This is a genomic window from Pseudomonas fluorescens (assembly GCF_902497785.1).
Taxonomy (GTDB): Bacteria; Pseudomonadota; Gammaproteobacteria; order Pseudomonadales; family Pseudomonadaceae; genus Aquipseudomonas; species Aquipseudomonas fluorescens_BO.
Genome location: NZ_CABVHK010000001.1, coordinates 328,915 through 348,205, shown reverse-complemented (window position 1 = coordinate 348,205; position 19,291 = coordinate 328,915). Strand labels below are relative to the sequence as shown.

The 19,291-nt window shown below is 61.1% G+C and carries 18 protein-coding genes; 8 read left to right on the top strand and 10 right to left on the bottom strand.

What is annotated here, in order from left to right; translation table 11 throughout:
- Positions 1-641: 641 nt before the first annotated feature.
- Complete coding sequence (locus tag F8N62_RS01705; protein ID WP_150709323.1) at positions 642-1,238, top strand: TIGR00730 family Rossman fold protein; 597 nt, start codon at positions 642-644, stop codon at positions 1,236-1,238.
- Positions 1,239-1,254: 16 nt separating this feature from the next.
- Here the strand turns inward: F8N62_RS01705 and F8N62_RS01700 are convergent, their stop codons facing one another.
- The 3 genes from F8N62_RS01700 to F8N62_RS01690 form a co-directional block, all read right to left on the bottom strand.
- Positions 1,255-2,295, bottom strand: coding sequence for a GGDEF domain-containing protein (locus tag F8N62_RS01700; protein ID WP_191632332.1), 1,041 nt, complete (start codon positions 2,293-2,295; stop codon positions 1,255-1,257).
- 1,054 nt (positions 2,296-3,349) lie between these two features.
- The gene (locus tag F8N62_RS01695) at positions 3,350-4,624 is read right to left on the bottom strand and encodes a glucarate dehydratase family protein (RefSeq protein WP_150709321.1); all 1,275 of its coding nucleotides are present in this window, start codon (positions 4,622-4,624) and stop codon (positions 3,350-3,352) included.
- Entirely contained in the window at positions 4,621-6,018 is a 1,398-nt protein-coding gene (locus F8N62_RS01690; protein ID WP_150709320.1) for an MFS transporter, read from the bottom strand. The genes F8N62_RS01695 and F8N62_RS01690 overlap by 4 nt, the downstream gene beginning before the upstream one ends.
- Before the next feature lie 106 nt (positions 6,019-6,124).
- Between F8N62_RS01690 and F8N62_RS01685 the strand changes: the two genes are divergently transcribed.
- On the top strand, positions 6,125-7,030 hold the full coding sequence (locus F8N62_RS01685; protein WP_150709319.1) for a LysR substrate-binding domain-containing protein: 906 nt from the start codon (positions 6,125-6,127) through the stop codon (positions 7,028-7,030).
- Between the two features lie 160 nt (positions 7,031-7,190).
- Here F8N62_RS01685 and F8N62_RS01680 read toward each other — a convergent pair whose 3' ends face one another.
- The 3 genes from F8N62_RS01680 to F8N62_RS01670 all read right to left on the bottom strand — a co-directional run bounded on the left by F8N62_RS01680 (position 7,191) and on the right by F8N62_RS01670 (position 9,854).
- On the bottom strand, positions 7,191-7,823 hold the full coding sequence (locus tag F8N62_RS01680) for a PQQ-binding-like beta-propeller repeat protein (RefSeq protein WP_150709318.1): 633 nt from the start codon (positions 7,821-7,823) through the stop codon (positions 7,191-7,193).
- 36 nt (positions 7,824-7,859) lie between these two features.
- A complete protein-coding gene (locus tag F8N62_RS01675) occupies positions 7,860-9,080 on the bottom strand; it encodes a helix-turn-helix domain-containing protein (RefSeq protein ID WP_150709317.1) in 1,221 nt (406 codons plus the stop codon).
- Positions 9,081-9,293: 213 nt separating this feature from the next.
- Complete coding sequence (locus F8N62_RS01670) at positions 9,294-9,854, bottom strand: MarR family winged helix-turn-helix transcriptional regulator (protein ID WP_150709316.1); 561 nt, start codon at positions 9,852-9,854, stop codon at positions 9,294-9,296.
- 132 nt (positions 9,855-9,986) lie between these two features.
- On the opposite strand from F8N62_RS01670, the gene F8N62_RS01665 reads away from it, so the two are divergent.
- Genes F8N62_RS01665 through F8N62_RS01655 form a run of 3 tightly spaced genes read left to right on the top strand, consistent with a single transcriptional unit; the run spans position 9,987 to position 11,276 of the window.
- Complete coding sequence (locus F8N62_RS01665) at positions 9,987-10,730, top strand: hypothetical protein (protein WP_150709315.1); 744 nt, start codon at positions 9,987-9,989, stop codon at positions 10,728-10,730.
- Positions 10,730-10,996 (top strand): DUF2024 family protein, encoded by a 267-nt coding sequence (locus F8N62_RS01660; RefSeq protein WP_150709314.1) that lies wholly within the window; start codon positions 10,730-10,732, stop codon positions 10,994-10,996. Before F8N62_RS01665 ends, F8N62_RS01660 begins: the two co-directional genes overlap by 1 nt.
- 1 nt (position 10,997) lies before the next feature.
- Positions 10,998-11,276, top strand: coding sequence for a Rho-binding antiterminator (locus F8N62_RS01655; RefSeq protein ID WP_150709313.1), 279 nt, complete (start codon positions 10,998-11,000; stop codon positions 11,274-11,276).
- Between the two features lie 6 nt (positions 11,277-11,282).
- Here F8N62_RS01655 and F8N62_RS01650 read toward each other — a convergent pair whose 3' ends face one another.
- Entirely contained in the window at positions 11,283-11,483 is a 201-nt protein-coding gene (locus tag F8N62_RS01650; RefSeq protein WP_150709312.1) for a YbdD/YjiX family protein, read from the bottom strand.
- 268 nt (positions 11,484-11,751) lie between these two features.
- Here F8N62_RS01650 and F8N62_RS01645 point away from each other — a divergent pair, with 268 nt between their 5' ends.
- A complete protein-coding gene (locus F8N62_RS01645) occupies positions 11,752-12,714 on the top strand; it encodes an EamA family transporter (RefSeq protein ID WP_150709311.1) in 963 nt (320 codons plus the stop codon).
- Positions 12,715-13,066: 352 nt separating this feature from the next.
- Complete coding sequence (gene katG, locus F8N62_RS01640) at positions 13,067-15,322, top strand: catalase/peroxidase HPI (protein WP_150709538.1); 2,256 nt, start codon at positions 13,067-13,069, stop codon at positions 15,320-15,322.
- 421 nt (positions 15,323-15,743) lie between these two features.
- Here katG and F8N62_RS01630 read toward each other — a convergent pair whose 3' ends face one another.
- The gene (locus tag F8N62_RS01630) at positions 15,744-16,634 is read right to left on the bottom strand and encodes a LysR substrate-binding domain-containing protein (protein ID WP_150709309.1); all 891 of its coding nucleotides are present in this window, start codon (positions 16,632-16,634) and stop codon (positions 15,744-15,746) included.
- Positions 16,635-16,733: 99 nt separating this feature from the next.
- Here F8N62_RS01630 and F8N62_RS01625 point away from each other — a divergent pair, with 99 nt between their 5' ends.
- Positions 16,734-17,651 carry a DMT family transporter gene (locus tag F8N62_RS01625; protein ID WP_150709308.1) on the top strand — a complete coding sequence of 306 codons (918 nt, stop codon included), beginning with the start codon at positions 16,734-16,736 and terminating at the stop codon, positions 17,649-17,651.
- Here F8N62_RS01625 and F8N62_RS01620 read toward each other — a convergent pair.
- Positions 17,618-18,793, bottom strand: coding sequence for a carboxylate-amine ligase (locus F8N62_RS01620; protein WP_150709307.1), 1,176 nt, complete (start codon positions 18,791-18,793; stop codon positions 17,618-17,620). The two genes, F8N62_RS01625 and F8N62_RS01620, sit on opposite strands and share 34 nt — an antisense overlap.
- A gap of 124 nt (positions 18,794-18,917) precedes the next feature.
- Positions 18,918-19,181 carry a DUF2790 domain-containing protein gene (locus tag F8N62_RS01615; protein ID WP_150709306.1) on the bottom strand — a complete coding sequence of 88 codons (264 nt, stop codon included), beginning with the start codon at positions 19,179-19,181 and terminating at the stop codon, positions 18,918-18,920.
- Positions 19,182-19,291: the final 110 nt, after the last annotated feature.

Sequence of the window (19,291 nt, the reverse complement as noted above, 5' to 3'; positions counted from 1 at the left end):
TCAGCGCAGCGCGCCCGCTTGATGCCTCGGTCGGCCCGAAGGCCGCCGCGGTTTTGATTTTGATTTTGATCTGAGCGCCCCATAAAACCACGCTGGCCGAACGCAGGCATTGCGCAGCGGGGAAACCGGCAAGGATGCCGGTTTAGCCGCGCTGGGCCAGGGATGGCCCTTCGCGGCGACCCGCGGAGCAATGCCGGAGTGAGGGCACACCGAGCCAGAGCGAGGTGCCGAGTGGTGGGGCAAGAGCGTTTGGGTTACTTTTGCGCTTTTCAAAAGTGACTCGCCGTAAGGGCGAAACCAATAGCCGCCGTGACCGCAGGAATGGATATGTACACCATCAAAAAACTTGTAGCCTGACACACCGTCTTCGCGGGCAAGTCGAATCGTCGCACCGCCGCTACAGGGTCTGGGTACATCTGCGGGAGATGTGTCGGCTGTGAGGTCATCTTCGCGAGCAGGCTCGCTCCCACAGGATGTACTGACGCGCACCCGAATTTGTAGGAGCCGGCTTGCTGGCGGTGGCAGCTGGAAGCCCCACACAATAGACCCATCATGGCCCACTCAAACACCTGACTCTTGGCTCTGTCTAGCCTCTGCGCAGCTCCGCATCATGGGCATTTTCCACTACGCGGAATCATCCGATGCCCACCTCCTCGCCACTGCGCAGCATTGCCGTTTTCTCCGGCTCCAACTTCGGCTTCAACCCCGACTACATCGCCGGCGCCCAGGCCCTTGGCCGCGAAATCGCCAGACGCGGCATTCGCCTGATCTACGGCGGCACCGACAAGGGTCTGATGGGCGTCATGGCCGATACCGTGCTCGCCGAGGGCGGTGAAGTGGTCGGCATCATCACTCGCCTGCTGGCCGACCTCGGGCATTTGCACCCCGGCCTGACCGAACACGAAGTGACGCCAGACATGCGCAGCCGCAAAACGCGCATGAGCGAGCGCGCAGACGCGTTCATCGCACTGCCCGGCGGGCTGGGTACTTTTGAAGAGTTGTTTGAGGCGGCGACCCTGACGCAACTGGGTGAGCATCACAAAGGCGTCGCCTGCCTGAACATCGGCGATTTTTTCAACCCGGTGCGCAACCTGCTCGATCATGCCGTGAAAGAGGGCTTCATGAAAACCGCGCACAGCGAGATGCTGGTGTTTAACGCCGACCCGGCGGCACTGATCGACGCGCTGGAACAGTGGCAAGCGCCGACCGTGGGCAAGTGGATCGGCCCGGCAGCCTGACACGCCGTTTCAGCGGTTAGCGATGCACCCGGTTGCGCCCGGTTCGCTTGGCTTGATAGAGCGCGTCGTCGGCACGGGTCAGCAGGCTGTCCTGCTGCTCACCGGCTTGCGCGAAGGCGACACCGAAGGACGCGGTGATGGTGTCGAGCACCTTGCCGTCGATCCGCGCCTTGATCCGCAAGGCCTGGACCTTCACTCGCAGTAACTCGGCGAACGCCGCGGCGCTCTCCAGGTCGGCGCAGTGTTCCAGAATCACGCAGAACTCCTCACCGCCGTAGCGTGCCGCCGTCGCGTGAGGTGGCAGCGAACTGCGCAGCACCTGCCCGACATGTTGCAGCACCCGGTCACCCAGCGGATGGCCGTATTGATCATTGAACAGCTTGAAGTGGTCGATATCGAGCATGACCAGCGCCACACCTTCGGCAGGCTTGCGCAGCGCCTGCGCCAGCAAACGGGTGAACGCGGTGCGATTGAGCAGCTCGGTCAGGCCATCGAGTGTCGCCGCCATCTGGGCGCGTTCGAGCTTGCTGCGCAGGGTTTTGATCTCGTCCTGGGCCGAGTGCAACTGAGTGAGGAAGCGCTCCTGCTGGTTCTGCATCTGCTGGGTGCTGTGTTTCAGTTCGCTCAAAATACCCGGCAGGTGGTCGTGGGTCGGCGTCTCGAGCATTTCCATGCAGCGGCCCAGGCTGTTCTGAAAATCGAGACTGCCTTCGACGCTGCGCGTGACGTCGCGCTGCATGTCGTCCACCAGGTTGATCGCCTGTTGCTGCCCGGCGCGTGCCTCGGCCAGCTCATCGCGAATGATGTAGTCGCGAAACAGGCGCGTGGCGGACTCCGGGGGAAACCCGTCGAAGTCTCTGATCACCCGGTCCAGATGACGATTGAGCTCGGGATCCTGGCCTTTGCTGTAGGTGTACCAGAGCGCGTAGTGCACCGGGTTGGGTGCAATGTTGTGACGTACCATCAGCGGGATGGCTTGTTTGAGCAGAGCCGCGGCCTCGCGGGAGTCTTCCGGGTACAGCGCCAGGGCAGTCGCACGCGTCTCTATTGGGCTCATGACATCACTGTGGTTGTTAATGATTGGCAAATGCAAAACATTGCGAGCATAACCAGACGCGTGGCAAAGGGCTATCCCCCTCCTTTACAGAAGCGAATTTGTTGTACAGGGGTGGTGAGTTGGGGTTTGGTTGGGTTGGGTTGGGTACATATCCATTTCTGCGGTAACGGCGGCTATTGGTTTCGCCCTTACGGCGAGTCACTTTGAAAAGCGCAAAGTAACCCAACGCTCTTGCCCCACCACTCGGCACCTCGCTTGGGCTCGGTGTGCCCGAACGCAGGCATTGCTCCGCGGGTCGCCGCGATGGGCCATCCCTGGCCCAGCGCGGCTAAACCGGCATCCTTGCCGGTTTACCCGCTGCGTAATGCCTGCGTTCGGCCAGCGTGGTTTAACGGGGCGCCTTAGATCAACATCAACATCAAAACCTCGGCGGCCTTCGGGCCGACCGGGGCGTCAAGCGGGCGCGCTTCGCTGGTTTTTGCCGTGCACCACTCTCGATTTGCAATAAGCCCCTGTGGGAGCGAGCCTGCTCGCGAAAAACGCCCACACGCCGCGTTGATTCAGACAGCCCGCGTCATCGTTAACGTCCATCGTCGGAACGCCGCCCGGAGCAAGCTCGCTCCTACAGTGGTGCGCGTACGATCAAAGAGCCAGGTCGGCTTTAAGGCCGCCTCGCGGGCTTTTGATTTGGCTGTTGATCTTCTTGCCCCATCGAGAGGCCGAGCGCAGGTTCTGCGCAGTGGGTAACCCGGCAAGGATGCCGGGTTAGCCGCCCTCGGCCATGGATGGCCGATGGCGGCGGGCCCACGGAGCAGGACCGGAGCGAGGGTATGCCGAGCATTAGCGAGGCACCGAACGACAGGGGCAAGAGCCCTTGGTTACTTGGGGTCGGGCGGCGTTCCGTTTTTCCAAGTGACTCGCCGTAAGGGCGAAACCAATAGCCGCCGTTACCGAAGAAACGGATATACACCCCAACTGCGCCCCAAATCGCCCCCCTCGGTGAGTCTGCTCAGCACGTGGGAACTGGCTCAGCTCGAGCGTTTGCTGAGCGCCTTCAAAAGCGCGGTTTGACCGCCTTCCAGTCAGGTTTGTAGCGCTGCATCTGTTTCACGTCATCACGCTGACGGATACCGCACGTCAGGTATTGATCGTGCAGCTTGCCCAGTTGATCGTGATCCAGCTCCAGGCCCAACCCCGGCGCACGGGTGATTTTCACGCAGCCATCGATGATCGGCAGCTTGCCACCCTTGATCACTTCTTCGTCCGGTTCCTGCCACGGGTAATGGGTGTCGCAGGCGTAATCGAGATTGGGCACCGCAGCGGCCACGTGGGCCATCGCCATCAAGCTGATGCCCAGGTGCGAGTTGGAATGCATCGATACGCCGAGGCCGAAGGTGTCGCACATTTTCGCCAGCGCCTGAGTGTCGCGCAGACCGCCCCAGTAGTGGTGATCGGCGAGGACGATTTGCACGCTATTCAATGCCACGCTGCGCCGGAACTCGTCGAAATCGGTGACCACCATGTTGGTCGCCAGCGGCAGCCCGGTGCGTTTGTGCAGCTCGGCCATGCCGTCGAGGCCCGGGGTCGGGTCTTCGTAATACTGCAGGTCATCACCGAGCAATTCGGCCATGCGAATCGAAGTTTCCAGTGACCAGTTGCCATTCGGGTCGATGCGCAGCGGGTAACCGGGGAAGGCTTTTTTCAAGGCCTTGATGCACGACACTTCGTGCTCCGGCGGCAGCGTGCCGGCCTTGAGTTTGATGCTCTTGAAGCCATAGGCCTCGATCATCCGCCGCGCTTGGGCGACGATCTGTTCTTCGTTCAGCGCCTCGCCCCAGTTGTCCGGTTTGTAGGGCGAATCGACATGCTGTGCGTATTTGAAAAACAGGTAGGCGCTGAACGGAATCTCGTCGCGAATCGCCCCGCCCAGCAGGTCTACCAACGGCACATTCAACGCGTGGGCCTGCAAATCCAGGAACGCCACTTCGAACGCCGAATACGCATTGCTCACCGCTTTGCTCGCATGGGAGCCGGGGGCCAGTTCCGCGCCGGCAATGCTCGCGGGTTTGTTCGCCGCCACAGTGGCCTGGACGATCCGGCGCAGCTCATTGAGGTTGAACGGGTCGAGGCCGATCAGTTGCGCTTGCAGCTGTTGCTGGATCAACAAGGCCGGAGCGTCGCCGTAACTTTCACCGAGGCCGAGGTAGCCGTTGTCGCTTTCGATCTCGATGATCGAGCGCAGCGCGAAGGGTTCGTGGATGCCGCTGGCGTTCAGCAGCGGCGGATCGCGAAACGCGATGGGGGTGACGGTGACGCGTATGATTTTCAAGAGGCTGCTCCCTTTGGACCTGAGCTCAAGGCGTGATGACTGACTGTTGGTTGTGGCGCCGCGACGTCGGCAGGTGTGCCGCTCAGCGCGGGAATGGGATCGCCTCGAGGTGCGGTGCGGGCGAAGAAAATCACCACTGCCGCCACCAGTGAAGTGGCCGCCAGACCATAGAGGCCGCCTTCGATGGAGCCGGTTTTCTGTTCGAGGAAACCGAAGGCCGTCGGGGCCACGAAACCGCCGAGGTTGCCGATGGAGTTGATCAAGGCGATCACCGCAGCGGCGATACGAGCGTCGAGATAGCCTTGTGGAATTGGCCAGAACAATGCCGAGGCCGCCTTGAAACCGATCGCGGCAAAACAGATGGCGACGAAGGCGAAAATCGGTCCGCCGGTGGTGGACATGAACATGCCGAACGCGGCAATCACCAGCGTCAACGCCACCCAGGCTTGCTGGTGTTTCCATTTGCCGGCCATGGCCGCAAAGCCATACATCGCGACAATGGAAATCAGCCAGGGAATGGAGTTGAACAGCCCCACCTGAAAATCGCCGAGGTTGCCCATTTTCTTGATCATGCTCGGCAGCCAGAACGTGGCACCGTAAATGGTCAGGGCGATGGAAAAGTAGATGAAGCAGAACAACGCGATCTGCTTGTCCGCCAGCAGTTTGAACATCGACGGCTTGACCGTCTGCGTGGCCTCGCGGGCCTGTTGTTCCAGGGCAATGGCGCCGATCAATGCGTCCTTTTCTTCGGCGCTGAGCCAGGTCGCCTGGCGCGGATGGGACTGCAACCAGAACCAGACAAACCCGCAGAGCACGATCGAGGCAAAGCCTTCGATCAGGAACATCCACTGCCAACCATGCAGGCTCAGACCGCTGACGTTGAGCAAGGCACCGGACACCGGTCCGGAAATCACCGAGGCAATCGCCGAGCCACTGAGGAATATCGCCATGGCCTTGCCGCGGTCGGTCGACGGCAGCCATTGGGTGAAGTAATAAATGATGCCGGGAAAGAAGCCGGCTTCGGCGGCGCCCAGGATGAAACGCAGGACATAGAAGCTGGTTTCACCCTGCACGAACGCCATCGCCATGGCCGCTGCGCCCCAAGTGAACATGATGCGTGTCAGCCAGGCGCGTGCGCCGTAGCGTTGCAGCAGCAGGTTGGAGGGCACTTCGAAGATCGCGTAACCGATGAAGAACAACCCGGCACCGAGACCGTAAGCGGCCGCGCCGATACCCAGATCGGTTTCCAGGTGACTGCGCACGAAGCCGATGTTGACCCGGTCGATGTAGTTGACGATGAACATCACCACAAACAGCGGCAACACGTGGCGTTTGACCTTGGACGCTGCGCGGGCGAGCACAGTCGGGTCCGGCGGACTCTGGAGGGTATTCAAGGGGCAACTCCCGTTCATTGTTTTTTTAGGGACGGGCCGATCATGGACGCCGACATTGATCCCGTCTAATCTAACTTGGTATTCGATTGATACCTGGATTAGATCAATGTTTGAACTGACGCAATTGCGCTGTTTCACGACGGTGGCGACCGAACTGAATTTCCGCCGCGCCGCCGAACGCCTGAACATGACGCAACCACCGCTCAGCCGACAGATTCAATTGTTGGAGCATCACCTGGGCGTCGAGCTGTTCACCCGCACCACGCGCAGCGTCGCCCTGACCGCCGCTGGGCGGGCTTTTTTCATCGAAGCGCAGAACCTGCTGGAGCGCGCCCAGCAAGCAGCGGCCACCGCACGGCGCTTTGCCGAAGGCGATATCGGCTCGGTGAACATCAGTTTTGTCGGCAGCGCGGTGTATGAATTTCTGCCCAAGGTCATCGCCGAAGCGCGGCTGAAACAGCCTCACGTCAAAATTGATTTGTCGGAAATGAACACCTATCAGCAACATGAAGCCCTGCGCGCGCGACGGATCGACCTGGGCATCGTCCGTGCGCCGTTGCTGGAACCGGGCTACGCCACCGAGTGCCTGGTGCGCGAACCCTTTGTGCTGGCGGTGCCGGGTAATCATCCGCTGGCCAGCGCGCCCACCGTGTCGGTCAACGACCTCGATGCGCAGCCGTTTCTAATGTACTCCCACGCGGCTTACCCGCCGTTCAACGAACTGCTGACCGGTATGCTGCGCTCTGCGCGAGTGGCCCCGGAGTATGTGCAGTGGCTGGGCTCGTCGCTGACCATTCTGGCCATGGTCAACGCCGGCATGGGCCTGGCGCTGGTGCCGCGCTGCGCGACCAGCGTGGTGTTCAAAAACGTGGTGTTCAGGGATATCGACCTGGGCGAAGGGGTGCAGAGCGAGTTGCATTTGATCTGGCGGGAGAACAATGACAACCCGGCGTTTGCGATGCTGCTGGAGGGGATTCGCCGGGCGGTGCGGGAGGGTTGGGGACTGATTTGATTTTGTGGGTGTCTGGACTGCCGCCTTCGCGGGCAAGCCACGCTCCCACAGGGTTGGCGGCGTTCATCAACTGCTGTTTCAACCCGGTCCTGTGGGAGCGTGGCTTGCCCGCGATGACAATCGTGCTGTCACCATCGCCAGCAAGCCTGGCTATTATTGATCATTCAGGCCGGCGCACCACCCTCACCGTCCCGCTGCCGCCCCCGCCGCAAAAGAATTGATCGCCGCCGTCGGATTCCAGCCCGGACACGCCCACTCCGGCCGGCATCGTGATGCTGTGCAACACCTCTCCGGTTTGCGCATCGACACGGCGCAACTCGCTTTCATCGCCCTCCCACGTCCCGTGCCACAGCTGCCCCTCGACCCAGGTCACGCCGGTGACAAAGCGGTTGGATTCAATCGTGCGCAAAATCGCTCCGGTCTGCGGATCGATCTGGTGAATTTTTCGGTCGCGATAACGCCCGACCCACAGTGAACCTTCGGCCCACGTCAGCCCGGAATCATTGCCGCCGCCCGGTGCCGGGATGGTGTTGAGCACCTTGCCGGTCGGCGGGTCGATTTTCTGGATGCGATCAGCGGCGATCTGGTACAGGTGCTGGCCATCGAACGCCGTGCCCGCATCGGCCGTGACATCGATTGAACGCAAGGCCTTGCCACTGGCCGGGTCAAGGGCGATCAGTCGTTCGCCACTGGCAAACCAGACGCGCTCACCGTCCCAGGTCACGCCATGCACGCTGTCGACACCGGCGAACGGGCCATATTCACGAAGAATCTCTGCGCTTGAATGTTTCATCTCGGTGTTCCTTCTCTGGGGTACGTGGCGCTCATCCTAGTCACTTGGCAGTGGCGCCGGGAGTAACAAGGTCGTCGCGAAACCCGGCACTGGCGGGGTCATCCAGCGCCGCGCCCGGCCGTGACCGAACGACTGCACCTTGCCTGCCGCCGCCAACGTGTCGAGTGCCCGTTGCACCGTGCGCTGACTGCTGCCGAGCGCCAGCGCCAACGCCGAACTCGCCCATGCTTCACCGTCCGCGAGAAAGGCAAACAGCATCGCGTGCTTTTCTTCGACCGGTTGCGCCAGCACCACCACGTCGGATGAAACCAACGCCACCAAAGCAAACCCGCGCTGGGTGGCGACGACCCCGGCCAAGGGTTTCAGCGCCGCGCGCAAGCGCCCGATTTCGACACGCAGCCGCGCCCGATGGGACTCATCCGACAGTTTCAAACGGAACGCCTGAGCGATCAGCATTTCCCTCGACACGTCACCCGGCCAGGCTTCGGCTAACACCCGAGCCAGGCGGAACAACACCGGACGGGTGGCGAGGGAAACCGACATGCCGGCGCCGCGCACCGCGTATCGACATGCGTCCACCACCAGCGAGGTTGACCCGAGCAAGGTTTCCACTTCTTCCAGCAACACCGGCCTCTGTTCGCCATAGGCAATCAGCCGCGCGGCCGGTGAATTCAGGAGCCGCGATGCGCTTTCGACTTCCGCACTGAGCGCCGGGATGCCGGCCTCAGTCGCAGCATGTGCGGCCCGGTCGAGTGCACGCTGGGCCGTTTGCGATTGCAGGCGGCGAATGGCAATGCCCGCCACCACCAATTCATGGGCGGCGCGCAACACTGGCGGCAACGGTGCGGGATCCAGCCCGGCCAGCATCACGTCGGCCTCGTCGAGGTGGCCGATCAGCAACAGCCGCCGGATCTGCAGATACCGCGCATGCGCGGCGTTGACCCGATCGCCGTGCGCCTCAAGCGTGACCCGCGCCGCTTCGAGGGTTTTCGGCGGCCAGCCCAGCTCCCGGGAAGCCAACGCGATCTCGGCTTCGGCGACCGCACAGCGCGCCCGTGCCACGACTTCTTTTGGCCCGAACGCCCGCGCCGCACGTTTCACCAGCGCCCGCGCCCGCACCAGATCGCCGAGCTGCGCCATCGCAATGCCGCGTAGCGCGAGCGCCGGCGCGTCGTCACGCAACGCCACCCGATCCAGTGCCCCCAACGGGTCACCGGCCACCAGCGCGCGCGCCGCTGCCGTAATCAACGAGTCCATAAGAGTGGCGCCACTGTCGTTGCTCCTGCCGCTGGGTAACCTTGGTGAGTCTAGTCACGGGACCGAGTGGGGACGGGGCGCGATTGTTTGCGTTTGTAAGGGCCTCTTCGCGAGCAGGCTCGCTCCCACAGGATTTGTGCAAAATGTGATCCAGCACCAATCCCCTGTGGGAGCGAGCCTGCTCGCGAAGAGGCCCTACAAACACCGCAAGACTTAAACCTCTGTGATGTCCGGCACCCCATACTCCCGACAGATCAACTCGATTTCGACCGATTCCAGTGGCTCTTGCGTCAACCCACAAAAGGCCGCCCCGTCCACCGTCTGGTGAAAGCGGCACGTTCGGCACAAGCCGAAACCCGGCACGTTTTCCCCTCGCTGAATGGTGCGTAACAGCTCCAGCAGCAAAACCTCCAGATCCTCTGCCCGCGCACCCATGCGCTGGGCGGCGGCCACCAGGAAATCTGGTGGCGTCACGGCGTCCAGAAGTGCCCGGGCCGGTGCCGTCAGTGCCAGGTGCACGCTGCGTTTATCCCGGGTGTCCGGGGTTTTGATCAGCAGGCCTTTGGCTTCCAGGGCCTTGAGCGATTGCGACACGGTGCCCTTGGTCAGCCCGAGGTATTCGGTGACCGCCAATGGCGTATTGGAGTAGCGATTACAGCGCCCGAGGTACATCAGCGCGCTCAACTGAATCGGCTGCAAATCCGTCAGCTTCGGGTGTTCGCGGAACCAGACACGCGTGAGGCTCGACAGCCTCTCTAACAGATCGAATAACACGGGTATTACCTGATCAAGAACGTTGATTAATAGTATCGAATAAAAACCATATTGACAAAGGTCGTCATTACAGTAGGATTTTACGTGTCGATTCGAAACTAGATATCAACTCACTTTGACTGGGAGACATCCATGAAAACCGCACTGGCTCTGACCGTCACCGCCCTTCTCGCTTCACAGGCTTGGGCACACGGTCCGCAAGGTATTCACAGCGAAAAAAGCAGCAAGGCAGACGCGGCGTTCGATCTCGTGCACACGCGTGTTTTCAAAGAAGGCAATAACCTGGTGTTCGAGCAATTAGTGGATGGCAAGGCCGGCAGCCGGGTGCCCGAGGCCAAGGGCTCTTTCGCGGGCGCCGAGGTTTACAGCTATGTCTGGCCGACCAGCCTGGACAGTTCGGTGGTCGGGTTTGATCCGAAGTCGGGCATTCTCGCCCTGGCGTTGACCTCGCACCCCGACTTTGACGACACCCCGCAACTGGATGAAAACAAGGACGGCAAAAAAGACAACGACGGCGGCCTGTGGCATTCCCACTGGGTGGTTCTGACCAAGGATGAAAGCTGCGGGCCCGGTGGCCTGAAAGTGCGCGACATTCCCAAGGACGCCAAACCCAAGTTACCGGCGACCTGGCCCGGCGCACCGATCTACATCGACTCCCCCGGTTACGACCTGAGCGTCGCGAAAGATTCCGCACAGATTCGTGTACCGCTGGCCGCCGTGGGTTTCCCTGAAAGCTTCAACTACGACGGCGTCACCGCGGCCCTCAAAGTCAACGCCGACCTGCACAACCCGTTGCTGTGCGTCAGCAGCGTGTACGACATCGCCTCGGGTGACCTGTCCCTGCCCGGCACCTGGAAACTGAAGGAGAGCAAATGATGAACAACGTTAAAGTGTTCGATACCCACGTGCGCACCAAAGACGGCCGCTACCTGCATTTCGATGTATTGATCGATAGCAATGACCCCGAGCTGGCGAAGGCCTACGCCCGTCGATTCCTTGATGAACAAGGCGTGCAGGAAGAAGATATTTCCCAGAATGAATGCCGCTTCTGCCACGTTGAACCGACCAATCCGGTGGTGACCGAGGCCATCAGCCAGCAAGGTCACTTCATCATCAAACTGCAAGGTTGCCAGGAGTCATGAGATGAATGCGTATCAGCCTTTGAACTGTGATCTGCACGACTATCTCGAAATTGCCTGCATGCAGGGTTATCGACTGGACGTCGAGTTGATCGACGGCGGGCGTCTGGTCGCAAAAGCGCTGACCACGCGGACGTCCAGCGACAAGGAAGAATTCCTCTGCGTGGAAACCGTCGACGGCCAACAGGAGATCCGTCTGGATCATCTGTTGGCGGTGACACCGCTGGACGACAACGCCCGGTTCGGGCGGGTCGTGTTACAGAGCGCGGCCTGTTCTTTCTAGCTTTTTTCAGCAGCAACGCGTTGTGCAGCTGCGGCTGCCGTAGCGGGCTTCCTGACGTTCGCGAAAAAACGCTGAATGACTCATGACCGGTTGGTCCGGGTGATTCAGCGCCATTTGCGCGACGTAATTATCATAATCCGGCACACCCACCATCAGGCGCGCGCTCTGGCTGAGAAACCGGACGGCGTGCTGCAATTTGCGGAACATGGCGAAAGCCTCTTTCGGGTTTGGACGCTGCCATGAAACCGCACTCATGTATCTGCAATGTGTCCGCACCCTCGGATTTTGTAAGCCTGTGTAGAACATGTCATCGTACGACCTCGCCTAGTATCACCCATCAACATTTTGCTCATAGAGGCTTCAGAGTCGCGCCTGAACAATCAAACGCCCTTGTCCGGCGATTGCAAATACGGTACAAACCCCTCAAGTTGTACGACAACATAATAAAAATCCCAAGACCGCTTGAGAACCTGCCATGACTCGCCTGTCCGCTCCACCCCCCTTCCCCCGCCACATCGCCGTGCTGATTTTGCTGTGCATGGGCTGTGCGTTTGCCGGCAACCATGTCGCGGCTCGCGTGGCGTTCGATGACGGCGCCGGGGTGCTGCTGGCGATTCTGATGCGCTCGGGCGGGACGTTGCTGGTGCTCGCAGGATTAGTCGTGTGGCAACGCCAGAGCCTGCGCCTGCCGCCAGGTGCCTGGCGTTGGCAGTTGCTGCTCGGGCTGTTGATCACGGCGCAAAGCCTGTGCCTGTATTCCGCTGTGGCTCGGGTGCCGGTGGCGCTGGCGCTGCTGGTGGCGAACGTTTTCCCGATCCTGCTGGCGCTGCTCACCTGGGCGCTGGGCGGACCGCGTCCTACCGCGCGCACCGCAACGCTGATGGGTCTGATTCTGCTGGGGCTGGTGTTTGTGCTGGACGTACCGGGGCGCCTTGCCGCCAATAGCAGCGTCGGCCCGGAATGGTTGCTGGGTGTCGCGCTGGCGTTCTGCGCAGCGAGCGTGTTTGCCGGTGCGCTGTGGATCACCGATCACAAGTTGTCGCCGGTGCGGGGTTCAGTGCGCAGCCTGCTGACCATTTTCATCGTCTTCAGCAGCGTCAACCTCGCCGGTCTGACCGGCGCCCTTCCCGGCGGCCTGAACCTGCCCGCTACCGATACCGGCTGGTGGGCCCTGGCGACTTTGGTGGTGCTCTATGGAACCGGGTTCATCGTGCTGTTCATTTCAGTGCCGCGGCTGGACATGCCGCGTAATGCTCCGGTGATGAACATCGAACCACTGGCCACGTTGTTGATGGGCTGGATCGTGCTGGACCAGATGCTCAGCGCCGGCCAGGTGATCGGCGGCGCCATCGTCGTGACTGGCATTGTGTTGCTGACTTATCGCAAGGCTGCGCCCGTGCGCGCTGAAACGCCGGAAGGATCGACACGCAGCGTTTGATAGATCGCGGGCTCGCTGCATGTCGATGGCTTCAGCGAGAGATTTTGCCTATCAGGCCCTAACACTGCCCCTATTAGCTGACTCCGACACTCGGGTCTAACCTTAGTCTGCGCTGGCGTCACAAGCCGGCCGGATTAGCGCTGAACAGGAGTCAGGAATGAGCCCGGAGCTTGACTAAGCCCGTAGACCACCGAGCAGGCCACTCGTCTGTTGTTGTCCTCAATGCCCGTGTGGTCGCCCTTCTCAGTTGATCCAGTGCTCGCTCTGCCGATGTCATTGATTCCGCTCGTCGCTATTTTTTGCCCGCATCGGGCCTGATAGCCGGATGAACACGACCGAAGGTAGCTCGCACATGGCCAATGAATCGAAATGCCCGTTCAATCACGCCGCTGGCGGTGGCACGACCAACCGCGACTGGTGGCCTGACCAACTGAATCTGAATATCCTGCACCAGCACTCGTCCCTGTCTGACCCCATGGACGAGGGCTTCAACTATGCCCAGGCGTTCAAAACGCTGGACTTTGCAGCGGTCAAGCAAGACCTGACGGCGCTGATGACCGACTCGCAGGACTGGTGGCCGGCGGATTTTGGTCACTATGGGCCACTGTTCATTCGCATGGCCTGGCACGCAGCAGGCACCTATCGCACCGGCGACGGGCGTGGCGGCGCGGGCTCCGGTCAACAGCGCTTCGCTCCGCTCAACAGCTGGCCGGACAACGTCAGCCTCGACAAGGCGCGCCGGCTGCTGTGGCCGATCAAGCAAAAATATGGGCGCAATATCTCCTGGGCTGACCTGATCGTCCTGACCGGCAACGTCGCGCTGGAATCCATGGGCTTCAAGACCTTTGGCTTTTCCGGCGGTCGTGCCGACGTTTGGGAACCGGACGAAGATGTGTATTGGGGTTCGGAAAACAAATGGCTGGGGGGTGATACCCGTTACGGCAAGGACAACGAGCCCATGCAGGAGCCCGGTGAAGGGCCGCTGGTGGCCGAGCCGGGAGAAAACGAAGAGAGCCGGACCGAACAGGGACGCAACCTGGAAAACCCGCTCGCCGCCGTGCAAATGGGCCTGATCTACGTCAACCCGGAAGGCCCTGAAGGCAATCCCGATCCGGTCGCTTCCGCCAAGGACATTCGCGAAACGTTCGGGCGCATGGCGATGAACGATGAAGAAACCGTGGCCTTGATCGCCGGCGGCCACGCCTTCGGTAAAACCCATGGCGCCGGACCCGCCGACAACGTCGGTGCCGAGCCCGAAGCGGCCGGCCTCGAAGCCCAAGGCTTCGGCTGGAAAAACAGCTTTGGCACCGGCAAAGGCCCGGACACCATCACCAGCGGCCTGGAAGTCACCTGGACCACTACGCCGACAAGGTGGAGCAACAACTACCTGGAAAACCTGTTCGGCTTCGAGTGGGAATTGAGCAAAAGCCCCGCCGGCGCCAACCAGTGGGTGGCCAAAAACGGTGCCGGTGCCGGGACCATTCCGGATGCCCACGACCCGGCTAAACGGCGCAACCCAACGATGCTGACCTCGGACCTGGCGCTGCGCTTCGATCCGATCTACGAACCGATTGCGCGGCGCTTCCTGGAGAATCCTGATCAGCTCGCCGACGCCTTCGCCCGCGCCTGGTTCAAGTTGATCCACCGCGACATGGGGCCCCTTTCACGCTACCTCGGCCCGGAAATGCCCAGCGAAGAACTGCTCTGGCAAGACCCGATTCCCGCTGTCGACCATGCACTGATCAACGACAGCGACATTGCCGAACTCAAGAGCAAAATCCTTGCCTCGGGCCTGAGCGTCTCGCAGCTGGTTTCCACCGCCTGGGCGGCGGCTTCCACCTTCCGGGGCTCGGACAAACGCGGCGGCGCCAATGGCGGGCGCCTGCGCCTGGCCCCGCAGAGATTCTGGCAAGCCAACCAGCCTGAGCAACTGGCCAATGTGCTGGCGAAACTCGAAAGCATCCAGAACGAGGTCAGCAACAGCGGCAAGCGAATCTCGCTGGCGGACCTGATCGTACTGGCCGGCAGTGCCGGGGTCGAGCAAGCCGCGAAAAACGCCGGGCACAGCGTGACGGTGCCGTTCACCCCGGGGCGGATGGACGCCTCGCAGGAACAAACCGACGTGGAATCCTTCGGCTTCCTCGAACCGATTGCCGACGGTTTCCGCAACTACAGCAAAACCCACTACCGCGTACCCGCCGAGCATCTGTTGATCGACAAGGCGCAACAGCTGACCCTCAGCGCGCCGGAAATGACCGCGTTGATTGGCGGCCTGCGGGTGTTGAACACCAATGTCGGACAAACCCGGCATGGCGTCTTCACTCAGCAGACGGAGGCATTGACCAACGACTTCTTCAAAAACTTGCTGGACATGGGCGTGGAATGGAAACCGGTCTCGGAGGCCAACGAAGCGTTTGAAGCACGCGATCGCAAAACCGGTGAAGTGAAATGGACCGGCACCCGGGTTGACCTGGTCTTCGGCTCGCATGCGCAGCTGCGTGCGCTGGCGGAGGTCTATGCCAGCAGCGACGGGAAGGACAAGTTTGTGAAGGACTTTGTGGCGGCGTGGACCAAAGTGATGAACCTGGATCGGTTTGATCTGGGGTGACAGTGGACTGCAACGCCTCCTTCGTGGAGGCGTTGTGTTTTTTGCATCAAGCGGGCCCGCTTGGCTGGTTTAATCGTGCACACACATCCGACTTGCAATGAGTACCTGTGGGAGCGAGCCTGCTCGCGAAGGCGTTGTTTCAGTCCACATCAATGCCGAATGTGAGTCCGCCTTCGCGAGCAGGCTCGCTCCCACAGGTTTTTGTCGGGCATGGCAGAGGGTTTTCACTTGAATATGTACACCCATTGAAGGCTAAACCGGCGAGATCGTCGCCAACGCACCAATCAAAAGGGTCAGCAGCAAAAAACCACCGAGGAAAATGCTCATCCTGGCCATGAGGCCTCCTGTCTTACGAATGTGGCGTCATTGTCCAGCGCCAGCGCGGTGCAATACAGCGTCAGATTGCGCAGAAAAATACGGATCAGCGATTCTCCTGAAGGGCTCCCAGCTGAAAGCCATCGCCAATCAACCCCACCAACACCTCCCCCGCTTCACTTAACTCACCCGGCGCGCGGACCAGTCGCAATTGGTGCGGCGGCAGTTGCGGAAATCCATCGGCTGCACTCAGGATGCGCATGCCTTGACGCACTTGAGCGCGGTCGACAATGCCGATGGCCAGGCCGGCTTCGATGGCAGTTTCCAGCGCCGTGACACCGGCGCTCATGATCACCGCTCGCCAGCGTCGACCCTGGCCTGTCAGCGCATCGACTGCCACGCTTCGATAAGGGCAGCCCTTGCCGTGCAACGCCAGCGGCACCGGTTTGGCGAGGTCCGGCGTGAAGTCGTGAGCAGCCACCCAGACCGGCTGGGTCAGGCCGAAGGTTTTGACACAGCGTGAGTCCGCCGGCATGCCGTCCACCGGTTCCACCAGCAGCGCCAAGTCCAGTTGCCCACGTTGCAGGCGCATTTCAAGGCGTCCACTGGAGCCCGTCTCGACCTCCAGTTCGATGTGCGGAAAATCCGCCGTCAGGCGCGGCAACGTACACCCCAGCAGCGCCCCGGCGTACTCCTCGGAAATCCCCAATCTGACCCGGCCACTCACCACCGGCGCAGTGAAACCGGCAAGCAAGCGGTCATGCAGCTGCAGCAACTCGGCACTTTGCAGCGCAAAGCGCCGGCCCAGCGGTGTCAGGTTGACGGTCTGGTTATCCCGCTCCAGCAAGCGCCCGCCGGCCAACACTTCAAGACGGCGAACATGCAGGCTGACCGCCGATGGACTTTTGTGCAGAAAACTCGAGGCGGCAAGGAATTGACCAAAGCGCACGACCGCGTGAAAGGTCCGCAGCAGTTCTATATCGAGGGTGTCAGTCATGGTTCACGAATCCTGCATCAGTTGTGCTGATCGTATCGTTTGATTGCATCATCGCTCCATCCATACCATCGAAGTCAGCCCCTTGTCAGGTGACATTCGATGAACGCACACAAAACCCGTTTATCCCTGTTGGCCAGCGCTTTTCTGCTGTTCGCCATGGTCCTCAGCTGGAGCTCCGGTTTCATCGGCTACCGCTATGTCGCCGACCAGGGCAGCGTCTACCTCGCCTCATTGTGGCGCTTCATCCTCGCCGCGGCCGTATTGCTGCCCTTCGCCTGGGCGGGCTTGCGGCAAGTGCGGCGCCGCGATGCGCTGCATCAAGGGTTGCTGGGATTGTTCGCCATCGCCGGTTACATCGGACCGATTGCCGGCGCCATTCAGTTGGGCATGACGCCCGGCACGGCCTCGCTGATTGCCAATCTGTTGCCACTGACGATTGTCGTGATGGCCGCCGCCGTGCCCGGCCAGCGCACCCGCGGCTGGCAATGGCTGGGCCTGGCGGTGTGTCTGACCGGCATGCTGGTCGCCAGCGATGCCAGTGTCGAATGGGCGGCCACCGACATTCTGGTTTACAGCTTGCCACTCCTGGCAGTGCTCTCTCTCGCGGCGGCCACGCTCTACGAAAAAGCCGCGCCCGGTGCGCCGATGCCGGCCCCAGCCGCGCTGTTCATTCAAGTCTGCGCGGTGATCCCGGTTTTTGCCGGGCTGGCGTTTCTGGAAGGCGGCATACGCCCGATCTTCAGCACTGGTTTTGCAGGCGGAGTGGTTTGGCTGGTGATGTTTTCGACGCTGGGGGGTTACGGTTTTTACTGGCTGTGCCTGCAGCGATTCAGCATTCAGCGCATCAGTGGCGCGCTGTTTCTGACGCCCCCGGTGACGATGATGTGGGCATGGTTGCAGTTTGGCGATCCGTTGACCCTGAAAGCCATGGCGGGCGTCGGATTGATCCTGCTCGGACTGCCACTGCTGGGCATCCGCCAGGCCTACGCCATACCCGCCGCGGAGGAAGTTTGCTGAATACCACCGTGGAAACACGGCGCCTGTGCGGTTTCCAGCAGCAACTGATCCACCACCTGCGCGAGCGCGGCATCGACCTCTTCGCCGTTGCGCAAGGCGCGCTGATACACCGTCCGTTGCCGCTGCGCACTGGTGCCGTCACGAAGCATCCGGCGAACATCGGAAAAAACCGACTCGACGCCCAATGCCCGTGCCGTGCCGCCGAGCATTTGCTCCGCCCTGAACAGCCACTGATCCATCGAAAACGGCCGGTCGTAGCCCTCAATAATAAACGAGGCGTGAACCCCGTGACGTTTCGCCCGCCAGCGGTTTTCCTTGAGAATCCATTGCGAGGTTTGCGAATACGCAGCACCGGGTTGCGGTTGATCGATGGCATGCGCCACCACCAATCGAAAGAAAGAAGCCAGGCATAACGCATCGTCCAGACGCGGGCAGGCATCGGTCATGCGCAGCTCCAGCGTCGGATACTTCGCGGCGGGTCGCAAACCCCACCAGATATCGCCGGCTTGGCGCACCGTGCCGGTGCGAATCAGCATCGCCAGGTAAGCATCATAAGCGGCCTGATTTTCGAGGAACTCCGGAACGCCCATGCGCGGCCATTCATCACACGCTGTTTGCCGGTAACTCATGAAGCCGCTGTCGGCGCCGTCCCAGAACGGTGATGACGCGCTCAGCGCCAATAACGGGGGCAACCACGGCAGTACCTCATTCATGACCTGAATCCGGTCGAGGTGCCCCGGCACTTCAACATGCACGTGCAGCCCGCACAGCACGCTGCGCCGGGCGACACGCTGGTGGTCTTCAAACAATTGCAGAAAGTGCGCTTGCTCGGTGGGCCGTTGTCGGCGCCAGTCAGCCAACGGATGACTGCCGACACTCAGCAGTCCGAGGCCATGAGGTTCAAGGATTTTTCGCAACGTTCCGCGAGCATGATCCAGGTACTCGGCCGCGTCCGTGAGGCAGTTGAAAACCGGGGAAGCCACTTCGATTTGCCCCTGGAACATTTCATAGGCAAAACACGGCGCCAATGCACCCGCGCACGCGTCAATCGCCGCGCCGGGAGGTTGTTCCGACAGGCGACGGGTGTTCAGGTCGGTGAGGAAGTATTCCTCTTCAATCCCGAAATTGAGCAGTGGATTCATCAAGGTCGCCTCGGCGTCCGTCGTTTCGCACCTGAGTGTTTATCTGGCAGGTGTAACGTCTGGACTGCCGGGCGACCTCGAAGTTTCGATTGTTTGCGCTGCCGTGCCATCAGGGTTCAACCGATCAGCTGCCCTGGTTGCCACAGTCGGCAAACTTGCTGTAATCGAGCACCTTTTGCACGCCGCTGGAGTCCAGGTAAGTCATCCGTGCATTGACGATCCCACAAGCGCTGCCGCCGGTTTCTACCGTGGAAATGACTTTCTTGATGTCCAGATGAGTGCCAGCGGCGTGGGTCTGCGGCGGGCTCTGTACATCGGCGTGGGCGGAAAACGCAGCGACGTTCAGGAGGGCAAAGACGCTGGCGGCGATGATTGTGTTCAGTTTCATGATGATTTCCTCAAGGTTTGAATGGGTCTTCGGTGAGAGACAAGTGCGCTTGTCTCGATGGAAGCCATTCAATCGTCCCGAGGTATCTGCGTTGTGTCGTAAAACAGTGG